The sequence below is a fragment of the Dokdonella sp. genome, from assembly GCF_051958935.1.
Classification (GTDB): Bacteria; Pseudomonadota; Gammaproteobacteria; order Xanthomonadales; family Rhodanobacteraceae; genus Dokdonella_A.
The window spans coordinates 1-15,047 of the sequence record NZ_JBQCFP010000015.1; the positions used below are offsets into that span (position 1 = coordinate 1).

The window sequence follows — 15,047 nt, forward strand, 5'->3', positions numbered from 1 at the left end:
CACCCCGCGTCGCCGCCCACGACGCTGCGCCTCGCGGGTCCGCGGGCGTCGGCCGGGTGCGCCGACAGCACATCCTGCGCTGACGGCGCACGGCGCGCGATCCCTCGCGCGCCCCCTTCGGGCCATTTCGGCCGCCGCCCGCCGGCCACGAGGGGACCCCGGTGGAGCACAAGCAAGAGCAGGAGCGCGAAGAGCAGGAGCGGGAAGAGCAGGAGCGGGAAGAGCAGGAGCGGGAAGAGCAGGAGCGGGAAGAGCAGGAGCGGGAAGAGCAGAGCCGGAAAGAGCCTCACATCGTCGTCCCGGCGTAAGCCGGGACCCCGCGTCTTCGGCGTCCACGCAAAGAGCCGGATTCCGACTTCGCCGGAATGACGGCGTTTGCTTTTGCTTTTGCTTGCGCGTTCGTGGGAGCGGCTTCAGCCGCGAGGCTCTTCCGCACCGCTACGCGGAGCCGGTGGGACTCGCGGTGGCGAGGTTTCCATGCGCGGGCGTTTTTCGTGCCGCTGGTCGCGCCCTGCGGCGGCCGAATGGAGCCTCGCGGCTGAAGCCGCTCCCACGGCCGCTCGGCTGCTCGCTCGAAATGTTCAGGCGCGCCCGCGGGCGCCGCCGAGCATCTGCGCGCCGACCTTGAGCAGGTCGGAAAGGCCGAGCTGGCCGTCGCCGTCCTGGTCGAGGATCGAGCCGAGCAGGCCGCCGTGCTGGCCCTGGCCGATCGTCTGCAGTTCGCGGCCGAGCATGTCGCCGAGGCTGCCGCTGCCGCCGCCCTGGCGGCGGGTCATGTTGCCGAGCGCCGCCATCACGATCGGTGCGAGCATCGACAGCAGGGCGCCCGCATTCGCGCTGCCGATGCCGCTCGCCTGGCCGATGTTCTGCGCAGCCTGGCCCTGGCGGTTGCCGAAGATGTGGCCGAGGATCGCGCCGCCGTCGCCACCGCCGCCGAGCACGCTGCCGAGGATCGCGCCGATGTCGCCGCCGGCATGGTCCTCGGCCGCGCGATGCAGCGCATCCGCGCCCGCTTCGGTCTGCGCGTTGCGCGCCAGTCCGCCGACGACGACCGGGATGGCCTGCTGGATCGCCACTTCGGCCTGCGCCGGGTCGATGCCGAGACGGTTCGCGATCGCCTCGATGCTCGCGGGATCGAGGTGGCTCAGCACCTGTCGGGTCAGATCGCTCATGGCAACTCTCCTCGGGATGGTTCGCATGCGCAGGGTCGCACGCCGACCTGTCGGGTGCATGTCGCCGGGGCGTGAAAGTTCGTCACGCGTGCGCACCGACACGAGCCGGCGGTGCCGAACGGGAGCACTATAGTCCCGTCCGACGGCTGTCGCAGGTGCCGATGAACGACACGGATCACCGCCTCGAACTGCTGCGCCGGCGCTACGAGCATTCGTTCCCGGCCAAGCGCGTCGAACTCACGGACGCATGGCTCGCGTTCGTCGCCGCGCCGGACGATCCCGAGCGTGCGCGCGAGTTGTCGATGCAGGTGCACCGGCTGTGCGGATCGGCAGCGGCCTACGGCTACGCGCGGCTCGGCGAGTGCGCCTGCGCCGCGGATCGCCTCGTCGGCGACGAACTCGCGTCGCCGCGATTCGCGGCGGCCGCGCGCGTGATGCATTTCGAGCCCGCGGTGCGCGCGGTGATCGAGGAACTCGCGGCAGCTGCAACGCGCGAGCCGGACTGACGCAGGAGCGCAGCGCTGCCGACGGGCGGGCGCGTTCCGTGACGTGACGGCGATTTTCGCCGAGAATCCGGGCCCAACCAGGACCCGGGCTGCGCCCAGAACGCACAAGGCCATCATGCAGACTTTTCCACCGATCTCCCTCATCGGCGCGCCCACCGACATCGGCGCCGGCCATCGCGGTGCATCGATGGGGCCGGAGGCGCTGCGCGTCGCCGGACTTGCCGACGCGCTGTCCGCGCGCGGCCTCGACGTCGTCGATCGCGGCAATGTCGCCGGCCCGTTCAATCCGTGGCTGCCGCCGACCGACGGCTATCGCCATCTCGGTGAAGTCGTCGCCTGGAACCGCGCGGTCATGCAGGCGGTCGCGGCGGAACTCGCGCAGGAGCGCCTGCCGATCCTGCTCGGCGGCGACCATTGTCTCGCGATCGGGTCGATCACCGCAGTCGCACGTCATTGCCGCGATCAGGGCAAGCGCCTGACCGTGCTCTGGCTCGATGCGCATGCGGACTTCAACACCAGCGCGATCACGCCGTCGGGCAACGTGCACGGCATGCCGGTCGCGTGCCTGTGCGGCTTCGGCCCGCAGGACCTGACCGGCCTCGGCGGTAGCGCCCCGGCACTGTCGCCCGAGCAGATCCGCCAGATCGGCATCCGTTCGGTCGACGCCGGCGAGAAGAAGCTCGTGCGCGACGTCGGCCTCGACATCTACGACATGCGCTACATCGACGAGGTCGGCATGAAGCGCGTGATGGAGGAGGCGCTGCTCAACCTGGGGCCGCGCGACCACCTGCACGTGAGTTTCGACGTCGATTTCCTCGACCCCGGCATCGCGCCGGGCGTCGGCACGACGATCCCGGGTGGGCCGAACTACCGCGAAGCACAGCTGTGCATGGAGATGATCGCCGACAGCGGCCGCCTCGGCTCGCTCGACATCATGGAGCTCAACCCCGCGCTCGACGTGCGCAACCAGACCGCGATGCTCGCGGTCGATCTCGTCGAGAGCCTGTTCGGCAAGTCGACCCTGATGCGCGACTGAGTCGCGCACGCGTACGAACGCCACGCCGGCATGGACAGCGGCGCGCGCGCGCGGTATGAACGACGCCATCGAACGGGGAGATGACATCGGGGCCGCATGGGTGCTGCGTACGCGATAGCGCTGATCGTGCTCGTGTTGGCGGTTGCCGGCATCGTGCTGGTCCGGCGTGGCCGCGCGGCGGCGCCGGCCGCGCCCGGGTTCGTGCAGGCGGCGCCGCGGGCCGGCAGGATGCTGCGCAAGGCGGCTCGGGCGGCGCCGGTCGAGGAGGTCGACGACGAATTGCGCGAGGTGTTCGTCACCGAAGCACGCGGCGAAATCGGTCACCTGCGCCGCGCGCTGCCGCACTGGCGCAGCGTGCCGGCCGACCTCGATCGCGCGGTGCCGCTGCGCCGTTCGTTCCATACGCTCAAGGGCAGCTCGCGCCTCGTCGGCGCGACGGCGATCGGCGATTTCTGCGCGGCGATCGAACGGCTGCTGCTCGCGGTCGTCGAAGGCACGGTCGCGCCGGCACCGGCGGTCATCGATACCGTCGCGCGCGCGGTCGCGAGCCTACCGGCACTGCTCGGCGAGTTCACCGGCGAGCGCGCCACGCGCACCGACGTGTCGGCGCTCGTGCACACCGCGCAACACCTGCGTGGTGACACGCCTGCCGGCACCCGCGCCGAGCGGTCGCCCGCGCCCCGGTGAGGATGCGATCGGCCGCCCGCGTCAGTCGAAGCCGCTTCTGAAGATCACGTCGGACGTGGCGCTGAGGCACGCCGGCGTGTGGCTCGCGATGTAGCCGAGCAGGGTGGTGACGTGCGTCGGATGGAACTGGAGCGCGTTCTGCCCGCAGTTCGCACCGTTCGAACCGCTCGTGTTGCAGTAGCTCATGATCGTGCCGAGCGGATGGCCCGGGCCCGTGGTCGGACAGCTCACCGCGCCGCCGTAGCAGCCGGAACCGGCCTCACCCTTGTAGCAGACGTCGATCGTGTTCGACGACACCGGCCAGGTCGCACCGTTCGCCGCACTTGTGCAATGCGTATGCGCGGCGCCGAAGTTGTGGCCGAGTTCATGGCCGACGACGCGTGCGGAAAGGTCGACCGGCACCTGCGCATTGGGGAACACCTTGGTCACGCTGTAGCTGCCGCCGTTGCCGTTCTTGTTGCAGTACGAATTGATCCAGGCGATGCCCGACGAGCTCAGGCCGTTGTCGCCGGGGCGGGAATGCTGGCCCGACAGCAGCATGGTGAAGTCGCGGTCGACCGCGGCATGGTTGGCCTGCCAGTAGTTGCCGAAGTTGTTGAGGTCGGCATTGCTCGCCGCCGCGTCCGCCGAGATCGCGTACGGCGTCGCGCCGGTACGGAAGATCGTGGTGCCCTGTTGCAACATCACGGCGAGGTCGCGCACGTACATCACGTTCATGACCGCGAAGAGGTCGGCGATCCAGCCGGTCGCAGCGGCGACGTTGCCGGCGCCGGTGCCGCCGAAACGGTTGACGAGCAGTTCGTGGTCGACGTCGACCGCGATCAGCGCGCCGCGCGGCGTCGCCGTGGCGCCGCCACCGCCGAGCGACAGCGGCAGCGGATCGGGCGGCGTACCGACCCCCATGACGCTGCCGTCGTCGGGCAGTACCTCCGGCACGATCCCCTTGGGCAATGCTTCGTCGGCCGGTTGCACGACCAGGTACGTCCCGCTCGCGTCGGTGCGCGCCGACACGGCGAATGCGCCGGACGGGCCCGCACCCGCGCCGGCGACATGGCGAAAGCCCGGATCGAAGGCGAGCTGCGCGCGCACATCGCCGCCCGCATCGCGCCCGATCAATTCGATGCGTGCGCTGCGCGGCAGCTCGCGTTCGCCGTCGGGTCCATGCGCGATGAGGCGCGCACCCGCGGCGTAGACGTCGATGCGCGTGAAGTAGAGGCTCGTGCGCCCGCCGTAGCCGTCCGGAAAGTCGTCGATCGCGAGGCTGTCGCCGGTGCGCAAGGCGGCGAGCGCGTCGATGCGCGTCGCCAGCAGTGCACGTTCGCGCGGTGCGGCGGCTGCGTGCGTGCACGCGGCGACGAGGATGAGGGCGAGCAGTCGGCGCATGGCCATTCCTCCGTTCGGCGATCGGCACCCATTCTAGGCCTGCCGCGCCGGCTGCGCCGGACCGGCGCGATCTGCGCGGGCGGGCATTCAGCGTCGGCTTCAACGGCACGAGCGCATGCCCGGTCCGCTGCCGGATCGCGCGTCAGAGAGAGCGCGATCAGCGTTGCGCGAGCAGCAGGTCGCGCAGCGCATGGCCGACGGGCTCGCCCGCGTCGGCGAGCGGCTCGTCGCCGCGGAACAGGGCCTGCCGCCGCGCCGACGGCACGACGAGCCGGCCGCGCTCGAGCGGCCTCGCCTCGTAGCGCGCGCGATCGTGGAGCGCGACCAGCGGGCGCGCGAGACGCGGATCGACCGCCTCGATGCGTACGGTCGCGCCGAGATCGCGCACGCTGTCGACGCGCGCGCCGTCGCCGCGTTCGGCTGGAACGAGGTCGAGATCGTGCGGGCGCACGAACGCAACGACGCGATCGTCCTCGATGCCGGTCCAGCGCCCATGGACCGCCGCCGGCAGTTCATTGACCTCGCCGAGGAAACGGCACACGAACGGACTCGCCGGGTTCGTGTAGAGCGTTTCGGGACTTCCGATCTGCTCGATGCGGCCCTTGTTCATCACCGCGATGCGGTCGGCGAGCTCGAACGCTTCCTCCTGGTCATGCGTGACGAACACGCTCGTCACGTGGATGCGGTCGTGCAGGTCGCGCAACCAGCGGCGCAGGTCCGCGCGCACGCGCGCGTCTAGCGCGCCGAACGGCTCGTCGAGCAGGAGGATCTGCGGCTCCACCGCGAGCGCGCGCGCGAGCGCGACGCGTTGGCGCTGGCCGCCGGAGAGCTGCGCCGGATAGCGGCGCGCGAACTCGCGAAGCTGCACGAGGTCGAGCAGTCCGGCGACCTTGCGCTCGAGTTCGGAGCGGCGCGGGCGCCGGAACCAGCCGCGCACGCGCAGGCCGAAGGCGACGTTCTCGAACACGGTGAGGTGGTTGAACAGCGCGTAGTGCTGGAACACGAAGCCGACGTGGCGCTTGCGCGCGCTCTGCGCGGTCACGTCGCGCCCTTCGAAGCGCACGCGGCCGCGGTCGGGGAATTCGAGGCCCGCGATCGTGCGGAGCAGGGTGGTCTTGCCGCAGCCGGAGGGGCCGAGCAGCGCGAGCAGCTCGCCCGAATCGATCGCGAGGTCGATGCCGGCGAGCGCGATCGCGTCACGGTAGCGGTACTCGATGGCGGACAGTTCGATGCTCATGCGGGGGTATCGGCCTGCGTCGCGCGGCGCATGCGCCAGCCGACGAGCTGCTTGAGGACGCGCGTCGCCAGCGCGAGCAGCGCGAGCAGCGACGCGACGGCGAACGCGGCCGTGCGCTGGTATTCGTTGTAGAGGATCTCGACGTGCAGCGGCATCGTGTTGGTGAGGCCGCGGATGTGGCCGGACACGACCGACACCGCGCCGAACTCGCCGATCGCGCGCGCATTGCACAGGATCACGCCGTAGGCGAGGCCCCAGCCGATCTTCGGCAGCACCACGCGCCAGAACATCGCGAAGCCGCCCGCGCCGAGGGTGATCGCGGCCTGTTCCTGTTCGCTGCCCTGCGCCTGCATCAGCGGAATCAGTTCGCGCGCGACGAACGGGAAGGTGACGAAGATCGTCGCGAGCACGATGCCCGGCACGGCGAAGATGATCTTGACGTCGTGCGCCGCGAGCCAGGGCGCGAACAGCCCCTGTGCGCCGAACAGCAGCACGTAGATGAGGCCGGCGATGACCGGCGACACCGCGAACGGCAGGTCGATGAGGCTGAGCAGGAGGCCGCGGCCGCGGAACGAGAAGCGCGTGATGAGCCACGCCGCGGCGATGCCGAACAGCGTGTTCGCCGGCACTGCGATCGCGGCCACGAGCAGGGTCAGGCGGATCGCCGCGCGCGCGTCCTCGTCGGCGAGGCTCGTGAAATAGAAATCGACGCCCTTCTCGAACGCGTAGCCGAACACGGCCAGGAGCGGCAGCACGAGGAACAGGGCGACGAACGCGAGCGCGAGCAGGAGCAGGGGCAGGCGCAGCCACCACGGGTCGCGCAGCGCGTTCGATGCGGGGCGCGTGCTCATGTGGCCCCCGCCGAGCGGCGCCGCACCGTGACGAGCTGGAGCAGGTTCAACGCGAGCAGGGTCGCGAACGAGCCCGCGAGCAGTACGAGCGCGATCGCGGTCGCGCCGGCGTAGTCGTACTGGTCGAGCTTGGCGGTGATCAGCAACGGCGCGATCTCCGACACCATCGGCATGTTGCCGGCGATGAAGATGACCGAGCCGTATTCGCCGAGCGCGCGCGCGAACGCGAGGGCGAAGCCGGACAGGATCGCCGGCCACAGGATCGGCAGCACGACCCGCCGCAGGGTCGTGAGGCGGCCGGCGCCGAGCGTCGCCGCGGCCTCCTCGATATCCGGCTCGAGGTGCTCGAGCACGGGCTGCACGCTGCGCACGAGGAACGGCAGGCTCACGAAGACGAGCGCAACGGTGATTCCGCTCGGGGTGTAGGCGATCTTCCAGCCGTGCGCCTCGAGCACGCGCCCGAGCGGCCCGTTCGATGCGTACAGCGCCGTCAGCGTGATGCCGGCGACCGCGGTCGGCAGCGCGAACGGCAGGTCGATGAGTGCGTCGACGAACGCGCGGCCGGGAAAGCGATAGCGCACGAGCGCCCACGCGAGCAGCGGCCCGAACACGAGGTTGACGAGGCCCGCGAGCGCCGCGCAACCGAACGTGACGCGATAGGCTGCGATCGCGCGCGGCGCGCTCGCGATCGCCCAGAACTCGGCCGCACCGAGGGATGCGGATTTCCATGCGAGTGCGGCGAGCGGCAACAGCACGATCAGGCCGAGGTAGGCGAGGCAGACGCCGAGCGTGAGGCCGAAGCCGGGCAGTGCGTGGCGATGCTTTGCGCGCATCGGTGGTCCCCTGTCCGGACGCGCGGCCTAGCGGCCGGGCGTGTAGATCTGGTCGAACGTGCCGCCGTCGGCGAAGTGCGCTGCCTGCGCCTTCTGCCAGCCGCCGAACGCTTCGTCGACGGTGAACATCGGCACGCTCGGGAATTTCGCGACGAACTTCGCCGCGACCGCGGCGTCGCGCGGGCGGTAGCCGTGCTTCGCGGCGATCTCCTGGCCGGCCGGCGTGTAGAGGAATTGGAGGTACGCCTCGGCGAGCTTGCGCGTGCCGTGCTTGTCGACCACCTTGTCGACCACCGCGACCGGCGGTTCGGCGAGGATGCTCACGCTCGGCACGACGATTTCGAAGCGGTCCCTGCCGCCGCCTTCGGCGAGCGCGAGCAACGCTTCGTTCTCCCACGCGAGCAGCACGTCGCCCTGGCCGCGTTCGACGAAGGTCGTGGTCGCGCCGCGTGCGCCGGTGTCGAGCACGGGCACGTTCCTGAACAGCTTGCCGACGAAGTCCTTCGCCGCCGCGTCGCCTCCGAGTTTCTTCGCCGCGTAGCCCCACGCGGCGAGATAGTTCCAGCGCGCGCCGCCGCTGGTCTTCGGGTTCGGCGTGATCACGCCGATGCCGGGCTTGACGAGATCGTCCCAGTCCCTGATGCCCTTCGGGTTGCCCTTGCGCACGAGGAATACGATCGTCGAAGTGTAGGGCGCGCTGTTGTCGGGCAGGCGCTTGTGCCAGTCGGCCGGCACGAGGCCGCCGTGCGCGGCGAGCGCGTCGATGTCCCAGGCGAGCGCGAGCGTGACGACGTCGGCCTCGAGGCCGTCGATGACGCTGCGACTCTGCTTGCCCGAGCCGCCGTGCGACTGCTTGATCGTGACGGTCTCGCCGGTGCGGTGTTTCCAGTCGGCGGCGAACGCGGCATTGACGTCGCGGTAGAGCTCGCGCGTCGGGTCGTAGGAGACGTTGAGCAGGCTCGCGTCGGCGCGAGCGGCGCCGGCGTGGCCGAAGGCGCCGGCCGCGAACGCGGCGGCGAGCAGGCTGACGGACCAGCGTCGCATCGTGTTCCCCAGTCGAAGTTCGAGGGAACCAGTCTGGCAGCGAATTCGTTAGCGAGGCGTTAGGGCGCGCATGACGAATCGGCATGCGGATATGCAGGCCAGCTGGCCGCTGGCGCGGCGGAGCTGCAGACCCCAAAAAAAAGGCTGCCATCCCATGGGATGGCAGCCGTTCGCCAGGAAGGCTGGAGCGATCAGAACTCGTACGAGGCGCCCGCGTAGAACGTGCGGCCGATACCGGGCTCGAGGCCATTGGAGAACACGCGCGAGTAGTACTTGCGGTCGGCGATGTTCGACACGCCGCCGAGCAGGCGCAGCTGCGGCAGCACCCACCAGTCGGCGGAGAAGTCGGCCACCGTGTAGGAAGGCACCTTGGCCGGGATGTAATTGGCCGCTCCGGCCGTGCCGGCCGGCAGGTTCGAGTCCTGGAAGTACTGGCTGGCGACCGAAACCGCCGACAGCGCGAGCTTGTAATGCTTGTCTTCGCGCCACGACAGACCGACGCGCGCGAGGTACTTCGGCGAGAACGCGGGGCGGTTGCCGAGGTTGGCGGGATTGCGCGTCGAGGTGAACTCGGCGTTGAGCAGGCTCAGGTTCGCGAACACCGACAGGTGCTGCGTCGTCTTCGGATCGCGAGCGGCGAGGAAGTCGTAGTCGATCTGCCCTTCGAAGCCGCGATGGCGCGTGTCGCCGGTGTTCACGTTGATCGTGTTGTTCGGCGGCGCGTCGGGGCCGGCCGGCTGGCTCTCGATGCGGTCCTTCACGTTCACCCAGAACAGGCTCGCGTCGTAGAACAGCCCGTCGACCGGCGTGCCGTGCACGCCCGCTTCCCACGACAGCACATGGGTCGGGTCGGGATCGTTGATCGAACCCGCGGCCAAGTTGCCGAACGGCGAACCGATGTCGAAGTAGCGTACCGGGCGCCAGCCTTGCGAGACGTTGAAGTATGTCTCGTTGCCACGGCCGAAATCGTTGCCGATGCCGAGGCCGAACAGCGGCACGGTGTGGTCGACGCTGCGGTTGACGAGGTCGCGCGTGAGGTTCGACGGCTTGACCGTCTCGTCGATGTCGACGTTCTCGCGCTCGAGGCGCACCGACGGAACGAAGTGCCAGTTGCCGGCGAAGCGGAACACGTTTTCGGCGAACACCGCGCCGTAGTCGGTCGAACGTTCCTGACGCAGGCGCGGGACGCCGTCGCGATCGTAGCGATCCGGCGTCAGGCCCTGCATCGTCCACTGTCGGAACGGCGCGTCCGAATGGTAGTAGGTCGTGCCGATCGTGAAGGCGTTGCCGCGGCCCCAATGGTGTACGACGCGCGCGTCGAGGCCACCGAAGCGGAATTGGTCGTCCTGCAGTGTCGACGTCGTCGGCACGGGGGAGTCCGGCGGCGGACGGTCCTGCGAACGCGACGCGTTGTCCTGGTAGCCGTACCAGAGCTTGGCGACGAGTTCTGTATCCGCGTCGAACTTGCGGTCATGACCGAGGATCGCGACGTAGCGGTCGGTCCACAGTTCGTTGTGCGGCGTCGTCACCGTTTCCGCATCCGCGGCGAACTGCGGATAGGAGAGCTTGCCCGGGTCGCCCGTCTCGAGGCTGTAGGCGTGGAAGTCGAACGTGTAGTACGCCGCATCGTCCGGCCGGTAACCGAGGTGCAGGTCGCCACCACGCAGGTCGGAGTCACCGTTGTCGCGCTCGCCGTCGCTCGTGCGGTAGTGCGCGTCGACGAGGTAGTCCCATGCGCCCGAGGTGCCGGACAGCTGGTTGAACGTCGCGAACAGGCCGTTGCTGCCGGCGACGTTCTCGGTGTAGCCGGCGAGCTCGCGGTCGGCGACCGGCTTGCGGCTGATGAGGTTCACGACCGGCGGCGGCTCGGGTCCGTACAGCAGCGAGCTGCCGCCGCGGATCAGCTGCACTTCGGACAGCGTCTGCGGCAGCGGGAACGTGTAGATCGTCGGATAGCCGATCCAGTCGGACATCAGCGGGATGCCGTCGAGCATCACGGTGACGAACTCCGATTCCTGCGGATTGCCGATGCCGCGGTAGCTGAGGTTCATCTGTCCGGGCGACTGCTGCTCGGAGTAGAAGATGCCCGGCGTCTGCGCGAACAGCGCGCGGTTGTTGTTGTCGACGACGGTCGGGATGGTGTCGAGCTTGGTGATCGAGGTCTTCTTCGTCACCGTGATGATCGGGCCGTCGACCTCGCGCATGATGTGCTGCAGCTTCGGCCGCGTGTCGTCGTGCAGGCCACGCTCGCGCACGTTGATCTTCGGGAGTTCCGTCGTGTTGCTCTGCGCGTCGGCAGCGGCATCCGCTGGGGCGACGTCGTCCGCGCGCGCGATCGCGGGCGCGAACAGTGCTTGGGCAATCGCCAGGGCGAGCAGGCCCGGCACGATCTGGGTCGTCTTCATTGCAACATCCTCGGAGAGTGTCGCGCCGCCCCCCTTGGACGCGCGCAGCGCGCTTTATGACAGGCTTGCGCTGTATTGCGTACGGCCCGTAGGCCTACGCCTCCAGGCTGATTCGCGCGACCTCGCCTCCGTCGGGACGCCCATACGGGTGCGTCCGGTTCCCGCTGGCAGCGCCGCTGGCGCCCCCGGGAGCGGCACGCGCAGGCGCGTGCCGCCGATCCACTCGGATCACCGACGCCGCTGCGGCGGATCCGGCACGAACCCGCCGGGGAACGGCTGCGGCTCGGTGCGCGCGACCGGGCGCGCGATGATGCCCTGCTCGACGAGGTTGGCGTAGCTGTCGTACCAGACCGCGAGCGTTTCGGCCGGCGTGCGCGACGCGCGTTCGAACGTGGTTTCGTCGACGTGGGCATACTCGCGCGCACCGTGGCCGGTGCCCAGGCGCTCGCTTCGCACGAGGCTGTCCGCCTTCGCCCGGGCTTCGGGCTTGGCCTGGGCGAGCGAGCGGCTCGGCGCCGCCGCGCCGGTGGCGGGTTCGCTGCGTTCCATCTCGGCAGCGGGCGCCGGCGGTGCGGGCGGCGCCGCATCGCGCGCGGCTTCCTTCGCGATCCGTTCGCGCTCGCGCCAGACCGGCGTGCGCTCGGTGAACACGGCGACTCCGATCACGCCGACGTTGTTCGGCCGGCCGGTGCGCGCGGCGTAGCTGTTGGGGAGCGCGGTGAAATTGAACTGGGCGATCTCGTCGAGGTTCTTGCGCCAGCCGGCGATCTCGGTCGACTTCCAGGCATCGAGCACGTAGCCGGTCTGGCTCGTATCGGCCGTCTGGCCGCTGACCGCGTTGACGCCATCGACGCTGAGCACGGCGAGCACGCGCCCGCCGGTGCGGTTGGACAGGCGCACCGAATAGCGGTGGCCGGGCGTGCCGGCGACGTAGAGCTTGCCGCGGTCGGCATAGGTCGGCAGGGTCTGGCCGGTGTCGCGGTCGACGACGGCGAGGTCGAGCTGGTTGCCCGCATGGGCCGTCGAGGCGAGGCCGGCAGCGAGCAGGGCGGCGCAAAGCAGGGTACGCATGACGCATCTCCGTGGTGGGGCAGCGAGGGGTCCAACGCGCGGGGGCGCCTGCCGGGGTTGAACCCGTGACCGCGCGCGAGCGAACGCCGGTCTTTGCTGGCGAAAGCTGGAAAGCCTGAAACACGGAGCACACGGCGGGAAATGCCTCCGGAAATACCTCGGCTCTGGGCCTCTTCCGTGTGCTCCGTGTTTCAGGCGTCGCGCTCTTCCAGGCCCTCGATCGAGCCCGGACGGCAGGAGTTCCCGTAAACTCGTCGGCCCCCCAGCAGCGCCTGTACCCGTGTGAACCACGAGAAGCGCCGGATCCTGACCGGCATCACGACCAGCGGCACGCCGCACCTCGGCAACTACGTCGGCGCGATTCGCCCTGCGATCGCCGCGAGCCGGCGCGCCGATGCGCAGTCGTTCTATTTCCTCGCCGACTACCACGCGCTGATCAAGACCGGCGATCCCGCGCGCGTGCAGCAGTCGACGCTGGAGATCGCCGCGAGCTGGCTCGCCTGCGGGCTCGATCCCGATACCGTGCATTTCTACCGGCAGTCGGACATCCCGGAGATCCCCGAGCTCACCTGGTTCCTCACCTGCGTGACCGCGAAGGGCCTGCTCAACCGCGCGCATGCGTACAAGGCCGCGGTCGACCAGAACGCCGCGGCGGGAGAAGACGCCGACGCGGGCATCACCGCGGGCCTCTACATGTACCCGGTGCTGATGGCCGCGGATATCCTCATCTTCAACGCGCACGAAGTGCCGGTCGGCCGCGACCAGATCCAGCACATCGAGATGGCGCGCGACATCGGCCAGCGCTTCAACCATCTCTACGGCGGCGATTGGTTCACCCTGCCCGAAGCGCGCATCGAGGAGAACGTCGCGACCCTGCCCGGTACCGACGGGCGCAAGATGTCCAAGAGCTACGACAACACGATCCCGCTCTGGCTGCAGGCGAAGGATCTGCGCAAGGCGATCCTCGGCATCGTCACCGACTCGCGCGCGCCCGGTGAGCCGAAGGACCCGGACACGTCGAACCTCTTCGCGATCTACCAGGCGTTCGCGAGCGCGGAAGAAACCGCGGCGATGCGCCGCGCGTTCGCCGACGGCATCGCCTGGGGCGAAGCGAAACAGGCGCTGTTCGAGCGCGTCGACGCCGAGCTCGCGCCGATGCGCGAGCGTTACGAGGCGCTCGTCGCCGAGCCCGAGCGCATCGAGAGGCTGCTGCTCGACGGTGCGCACCGGGTGCGCGAGATCGGCACGCCGCTGCTGCGCCGCCTGCGCAATGCAGTCGGCATCCGGCCCTTGCACGAGTTGCACGGCGAACCGTCCGGCGCGACACCGCGCGATCGGGCCACGTCGGCCGCCAGTGCCTTGCCGCAGCTCAAGAGTTATCGCGAGGTCGACGGCAGGTTCCATTTCAAATTGACCGATGCCGATGGCGCCGTACTGCTGGAAAGCAATGGCTTCGTCTCACCGCGCGATGCCGGCCAATACATGAGCCGGCTCGTCGATGCCGGCGACGACATCCGGGCCGCTCGCACGCTCGTCGACGATGCGAACGTCATCGCAGCCATGCATCCCGAGTCGGATCGCGTCCTTGCCGCGCTGGCGCGGTTGAAGGATGACAAGCTCGCGAAGGAACGCGCGAAGAAGTGAGGCGGATCAAGCCGCGCGAACGCTGCAGTGAAGCGAGCCGCCGCAGCAGCGGCTTCCGCCGCGACGCTCTTCGCCGCTGCAGCCTTGGGAGACCATCGACAGATCGCAAATGGCGTCGCGACCGATGAAGGCCCTCCCACGGAAGCAGCTTGCTTGCGCAAGCAGCGAGCCGCGATCTCCCCGGCCCTCAGCCTCGGCCCTCGACAAACCACCATCCGGCCCCACATGACCTCGGTCGATAGGCCGCGCCCCCCGCACGGCGTATCCTGAGCGACCCGTATCCCGAACCCACGCGTCCGTGTCCTTCCGCCTCGTCCTCGCCATCGTCGCCGTGCTTTACCTCGCCAGCGTGCTCGACGTGCACTGGCGCGGGCGCGAGCGCCTTTCGTTCAAGCGCCAGCTCGTCGACCACTCCGGCATCTTCGCGCCGTACAACGTGCTGATGTACGCGTTCTCGGCGACGCCCGCGCGGCCCTACCTCGATCGCGCCGCGTTCGCCCACCTCGATGCGCTGCGTGACGGCTGGCAGGGCATCCGCGAGGAGGCGCTGCACCTGTTCGACGAGGGCTATATCCGCTCCGCCGAGAAGCACAACGACGCGAGCTTCTCGTCGTTCTTCAAGGAAGGCTGGAAGCGTTTCTATCTCAAGTGGTACGGCGAACCGCTGCCGTCCGCGCACGCGCTCTGCCCCAACACGGTCGCGTTGCTGGAAACCATCCCCGAGGTGAAGGCGGCGATGTTCGCGCTGCTGCCGCCGGGCGCGAAGCTCAATCCGCACCGCGACCCGTTCGCCGGATCGCTGCGCTACCACCTCGGCCTCGTCACGCCGAACTCGGACGCGTGCCGCATCTTCGTCGACGGCGAGGAGTACTCGTGGCGCGACGGCGAGGATGTCGTGTTCGACGAGACCTACGTGCACTGGGCCGAGAACCGCACCGACCAGACGCGCCTGATCCTGTTCTGCGACGTCGAGCGCCCGCTGCGCACGCCGATCCTGCGTGGCATCAACCGCGTCGTCGGCCGCGTGCTCGGCCAGGCCACCGCGACGCAGAACGTCGGCGGCGAACGCGTCGGCGCGATCAATCGCCTGTATGGCCTCGCCCACGAAGCCGGCGTGCTGCGCAAGCGCTTCAAGCGTGCGACGCCGCGCCTGTACAAGCTCACGCGCATCACTCTCG

At 69.6% G+C, this 15,047-nt stretch carries 14 protein-coding genes; 6 read left to right on the forward strand and 8 right to left on the reverse strand.

Annotated elements, in window-relative coordinates:
• The first annotated feature begins 161 nt into the window (after positions 1-161).
• Complete coding sequence (locus tag ACTHK2_RS01355; protein WP_440243875.1) at positions 162-308, forward strand: hypothetical protein; 147 nt, start codon at positions 162-164, stop codon at positions 306-308.
• A gap of 273 nt (positions 309-581) precedes the next feature.
• Here ACTHK2_RS01355 and ACTHK2_RS01360 read toward each other — a convergent pair whose 3' ends face one another.
• On the reverse strand, positions 582-1,172 hold the full coding sequence (locus ACTHK2_RS01360) for a DUF937 domain-containing protein (protein ID WP_440243876.1): 591 nt from the start codon (positions 1,170-1,172) through the stop codon (positions 582-584).
• Between the two features lie 161 nt (positions 1,173-1,333).
• Here ACTHK2_RS01360 and ACTHK2_RS01365 point away from each other — a divergent pair, with 161 nt between their 5' ends.
• The 3 genes from ACTHK2_RS01365 (at position 1,334) to ACTHK2_RS01375 (ending at position 3,401) form a co-directional block, all read left to right on the forward strand.
• Positions 1,334-1,678: a hypothetical protein gene (locus tag ACTHK2_RS01365; protein ID WP_440243877.1), complete on the forward strand. Its 345-nt coding sequence runs from the start codon at positions 1,334-1,336 to the stop codon at positions 1,676-1,678.
• Positions 1,679-1,793: 115 nt separating this feature from the next.
• The gene (gene rocF / locus ACTHK2_RS01370; protein ID WP_440243879.1) at positions 1,794-2,714 is read left to right on the forward strand and encodes an arginase; all 921 of its coding nucleotides are present in this window, start codon (positions 1,794-1,796) and stop codon (positions 2,712-2,714) included.
• A 96-nt stretch (positions 2,715-2,810) separates the two neighbouring features.
• Positions 2,811-3,401, forward strand: coding sequence for an Hpt domain-containing protein (locus ACTHK2_RS01375; RefSeq protein ID WP_440243880.1), 591 nt, complete (start codon positions 2,811-2,813; stop codon positions 3,399-3,401).
• Between the two features lie 21 nt (positions 3,402-3,422).
• On the opposite strand, the gene ACTHK2_RS01380 is transcribed toward ACTHK2_RS01375, so the two are convergent.
• From ACTHK2_RS01380 to ACTHK2_RS01410, 7 genes are all read right to left on the reverse strand, one after another.
• Positions 3,423-4,784, reverse strand: a complete 1,362-nt coding sequence (locus tag ACTHK2_RS01380; protein WP_440243881.1) for a M12 family metallo-peptidase — start codon at positions 4,782-4,784, stop codon at positions 3,423-3,425.
• Between the two features lie 157 nt (positions 4,785-4,941).
• Positions 4,942-6,021: a sulfate/molybdate ABC transporter ATP-binding protein gene (locus ACTHK2_RS01385; RefSeq protein ID WP_440243882.1), complete on the reverse strand. Its 1,080-nt coding sequence runs from the start codon at positions 6,019-6,021 to the stop codon at positions 4,942-4,944.
• Positions 6,018-6,872 carry a sulfate ABC transporter permease subunit CysW gene (cysW, locus tag ACTHK2_RS01390; protein WP_440243883.1) on the reverse strand — a complete coding sequence of 285 codons (855 nt, stop codon included), beginning with the start codon at positions 6,870-6,872 and terminating at the stop codon, positions 6,018-6,020. Before cysW ends, ACTHK2_RS01385 begins: the two co-directional genes overlap by 4 nt.
• Positions 6,869-7,705, reverse strand: coding sequence for a sulfate ABC transporter permease subunit CysT (gene cysT / locus ACTHK2_RS01395; RefSeq protein ID WP_440243884.1), 837 nt, complete (start codon positions 7,703-7,705; stop codon positions 6,869-6,871). The genes cysW and cysT overlap by 4 nt, the downstream gene beginning before the upstream one ends.
• A 27-nt stretch (positions 7,706-7,732) precedes the next feature.
• The gene (locus ACTHK2_RS01400; RefSeq protein WP_440243886.1) at positions 7,733-8,749 is read right to left on the reverse strand and encodes a sulfate ABC transporter substrate-binding protein; all 1,017 of its coding nucleotides are present in this window, start codon (positions 8,747-8,749) and stop codon (positions 7,733-7,735) included.
• 191 nt (positions 8,750-8,940) lie between these two features.
• Positions 8,941-11,154, reverse strand: a complete 2,214-nt coding sequence (locus ACTHK2_RS01405) for a TonB-dependent receptor family protein (protein WP_440243887.1) — start codon at positions 11,152-11,154, stop codon at positions 8,941-8,943.
• Between the two features lie 228 nt (positions 11,155-11,382).
• Positions 11,383-12,225, reverse strand: a complete 843-nt coding sequence (locus tag ACTHK2_RS01410) for a hypothetical protein (RefSeq protein ID WP_440243888.1) — start codon at positions 12,223-12,225, stop codon at positions 11,383-11,385.
• 282 nt (positions 12,226-12,507) lie between these two features.
• On the opposite strand from ACTHK2_RS01410, the gene ACTHK2_RS01415 reads away from it, so the two are divergent.
• Positions 12,508-13,869: a tryptophan--tRNA ligase gene (locus ACTHK2_RS01415; RefSeq protein ID WP_440243890.1), complete on the forward strand. Its 1,362-nt coding sequence runs from the start codon at positions 12,508-12,510 to the stop codon at positions 13,867-13,869.
• A gap of 298 nt (positions 13,870-14,167) precedes the next feature.
• A partial coding sequence (locus tag ACTHK2_RS01420; protein ID WP_440243891.1) for an aspartyl/asparaginyl beta-hydroxylase domain-containing protein occupies positions 14,168-15,047 on the forward strand: 880 nt, incomplete at its 3' end.

Bases quoted from the DNA above. Each gene is read 5' to 3' on its own strand.
- ACTHK2_RS01400 (WP_440243886.1), bottom strand. From the start codon at position 8,749: ATGCGACGCTGGTCCGTCAGCCTGCTCGCCGCCGCGTTCGCGGCCGGC.
- ACTHK2_RS01365 (WP_440243877.1), top strand. From the start codon at position 1,334: ATGAACGACACGGATCACCGCCTCGAACTGCTGCGCCGGCGCTACGAG.
- ACTHK2_RS01380 (WP_440243881.1), bottom strand. From the start codon at position 4,784: ATGCGCCGACTGCTCGCCCTCATCCTCGTCGCCGCGTGCACGCACGCA.
- cysW (WP_440243883.1), bottom strand. From the start codon at position 6,872: ATGAGCACGCGCCCCGCATCGAACGCGCTGCGCGACCCGTGGTGGCTG.
- ACTHK2_RS01410 (WP_440243888.1), bottom strand. From the start codon at position 12,225: ATGCGTACCCTGCTTTGCGCCGCCCTGCTCGCTGCCGGCCTCGCCTCG.
- ACTHK2_RS01375 (WP_440243880.1), top strand. From the start codon at position 2,811: ATGGGTGCTGCGTACGCGATAGCGCTGATCGTGCTCGTGTTGGCGGTT.
- rocF (WP_440243879.1), top strand. From the start codon at position 1,794: ATGCAGACTTTTCCACCGATCTCCCTCATCGGCGCGCCCACCGACATC.
- cysT (WP_440243884.1), bottom strand. From the start codon at position 7,705: ATGCGCGCAAAGCATCGCCACGCACTGCCCGGCTTCGGCCTCACGCTC.
- ACTHK2_RS01385 (WP_440243882.1), bottom strand. From the start codon at position 6,021: ATGAGCATCGAACTGTCCGCCATCGAGTACCGCTACCGTGACGCGATC.
- ACTHK2_RS01405 (WP_440243887.1), bottom strand. From the start codon at position 11,154: ATGAAGACGACCCAGATCGTGCCGGGCCTGCTCGCCCTGGCGATTGCC.
- ACTHK2_RS01360 (WP_440243876.1), bottom strand. From the start codon at position 1,172: ATGAGCGATCTGACCCGACAGGTGCTGAGCCACCTCGATCCCGCGAGC.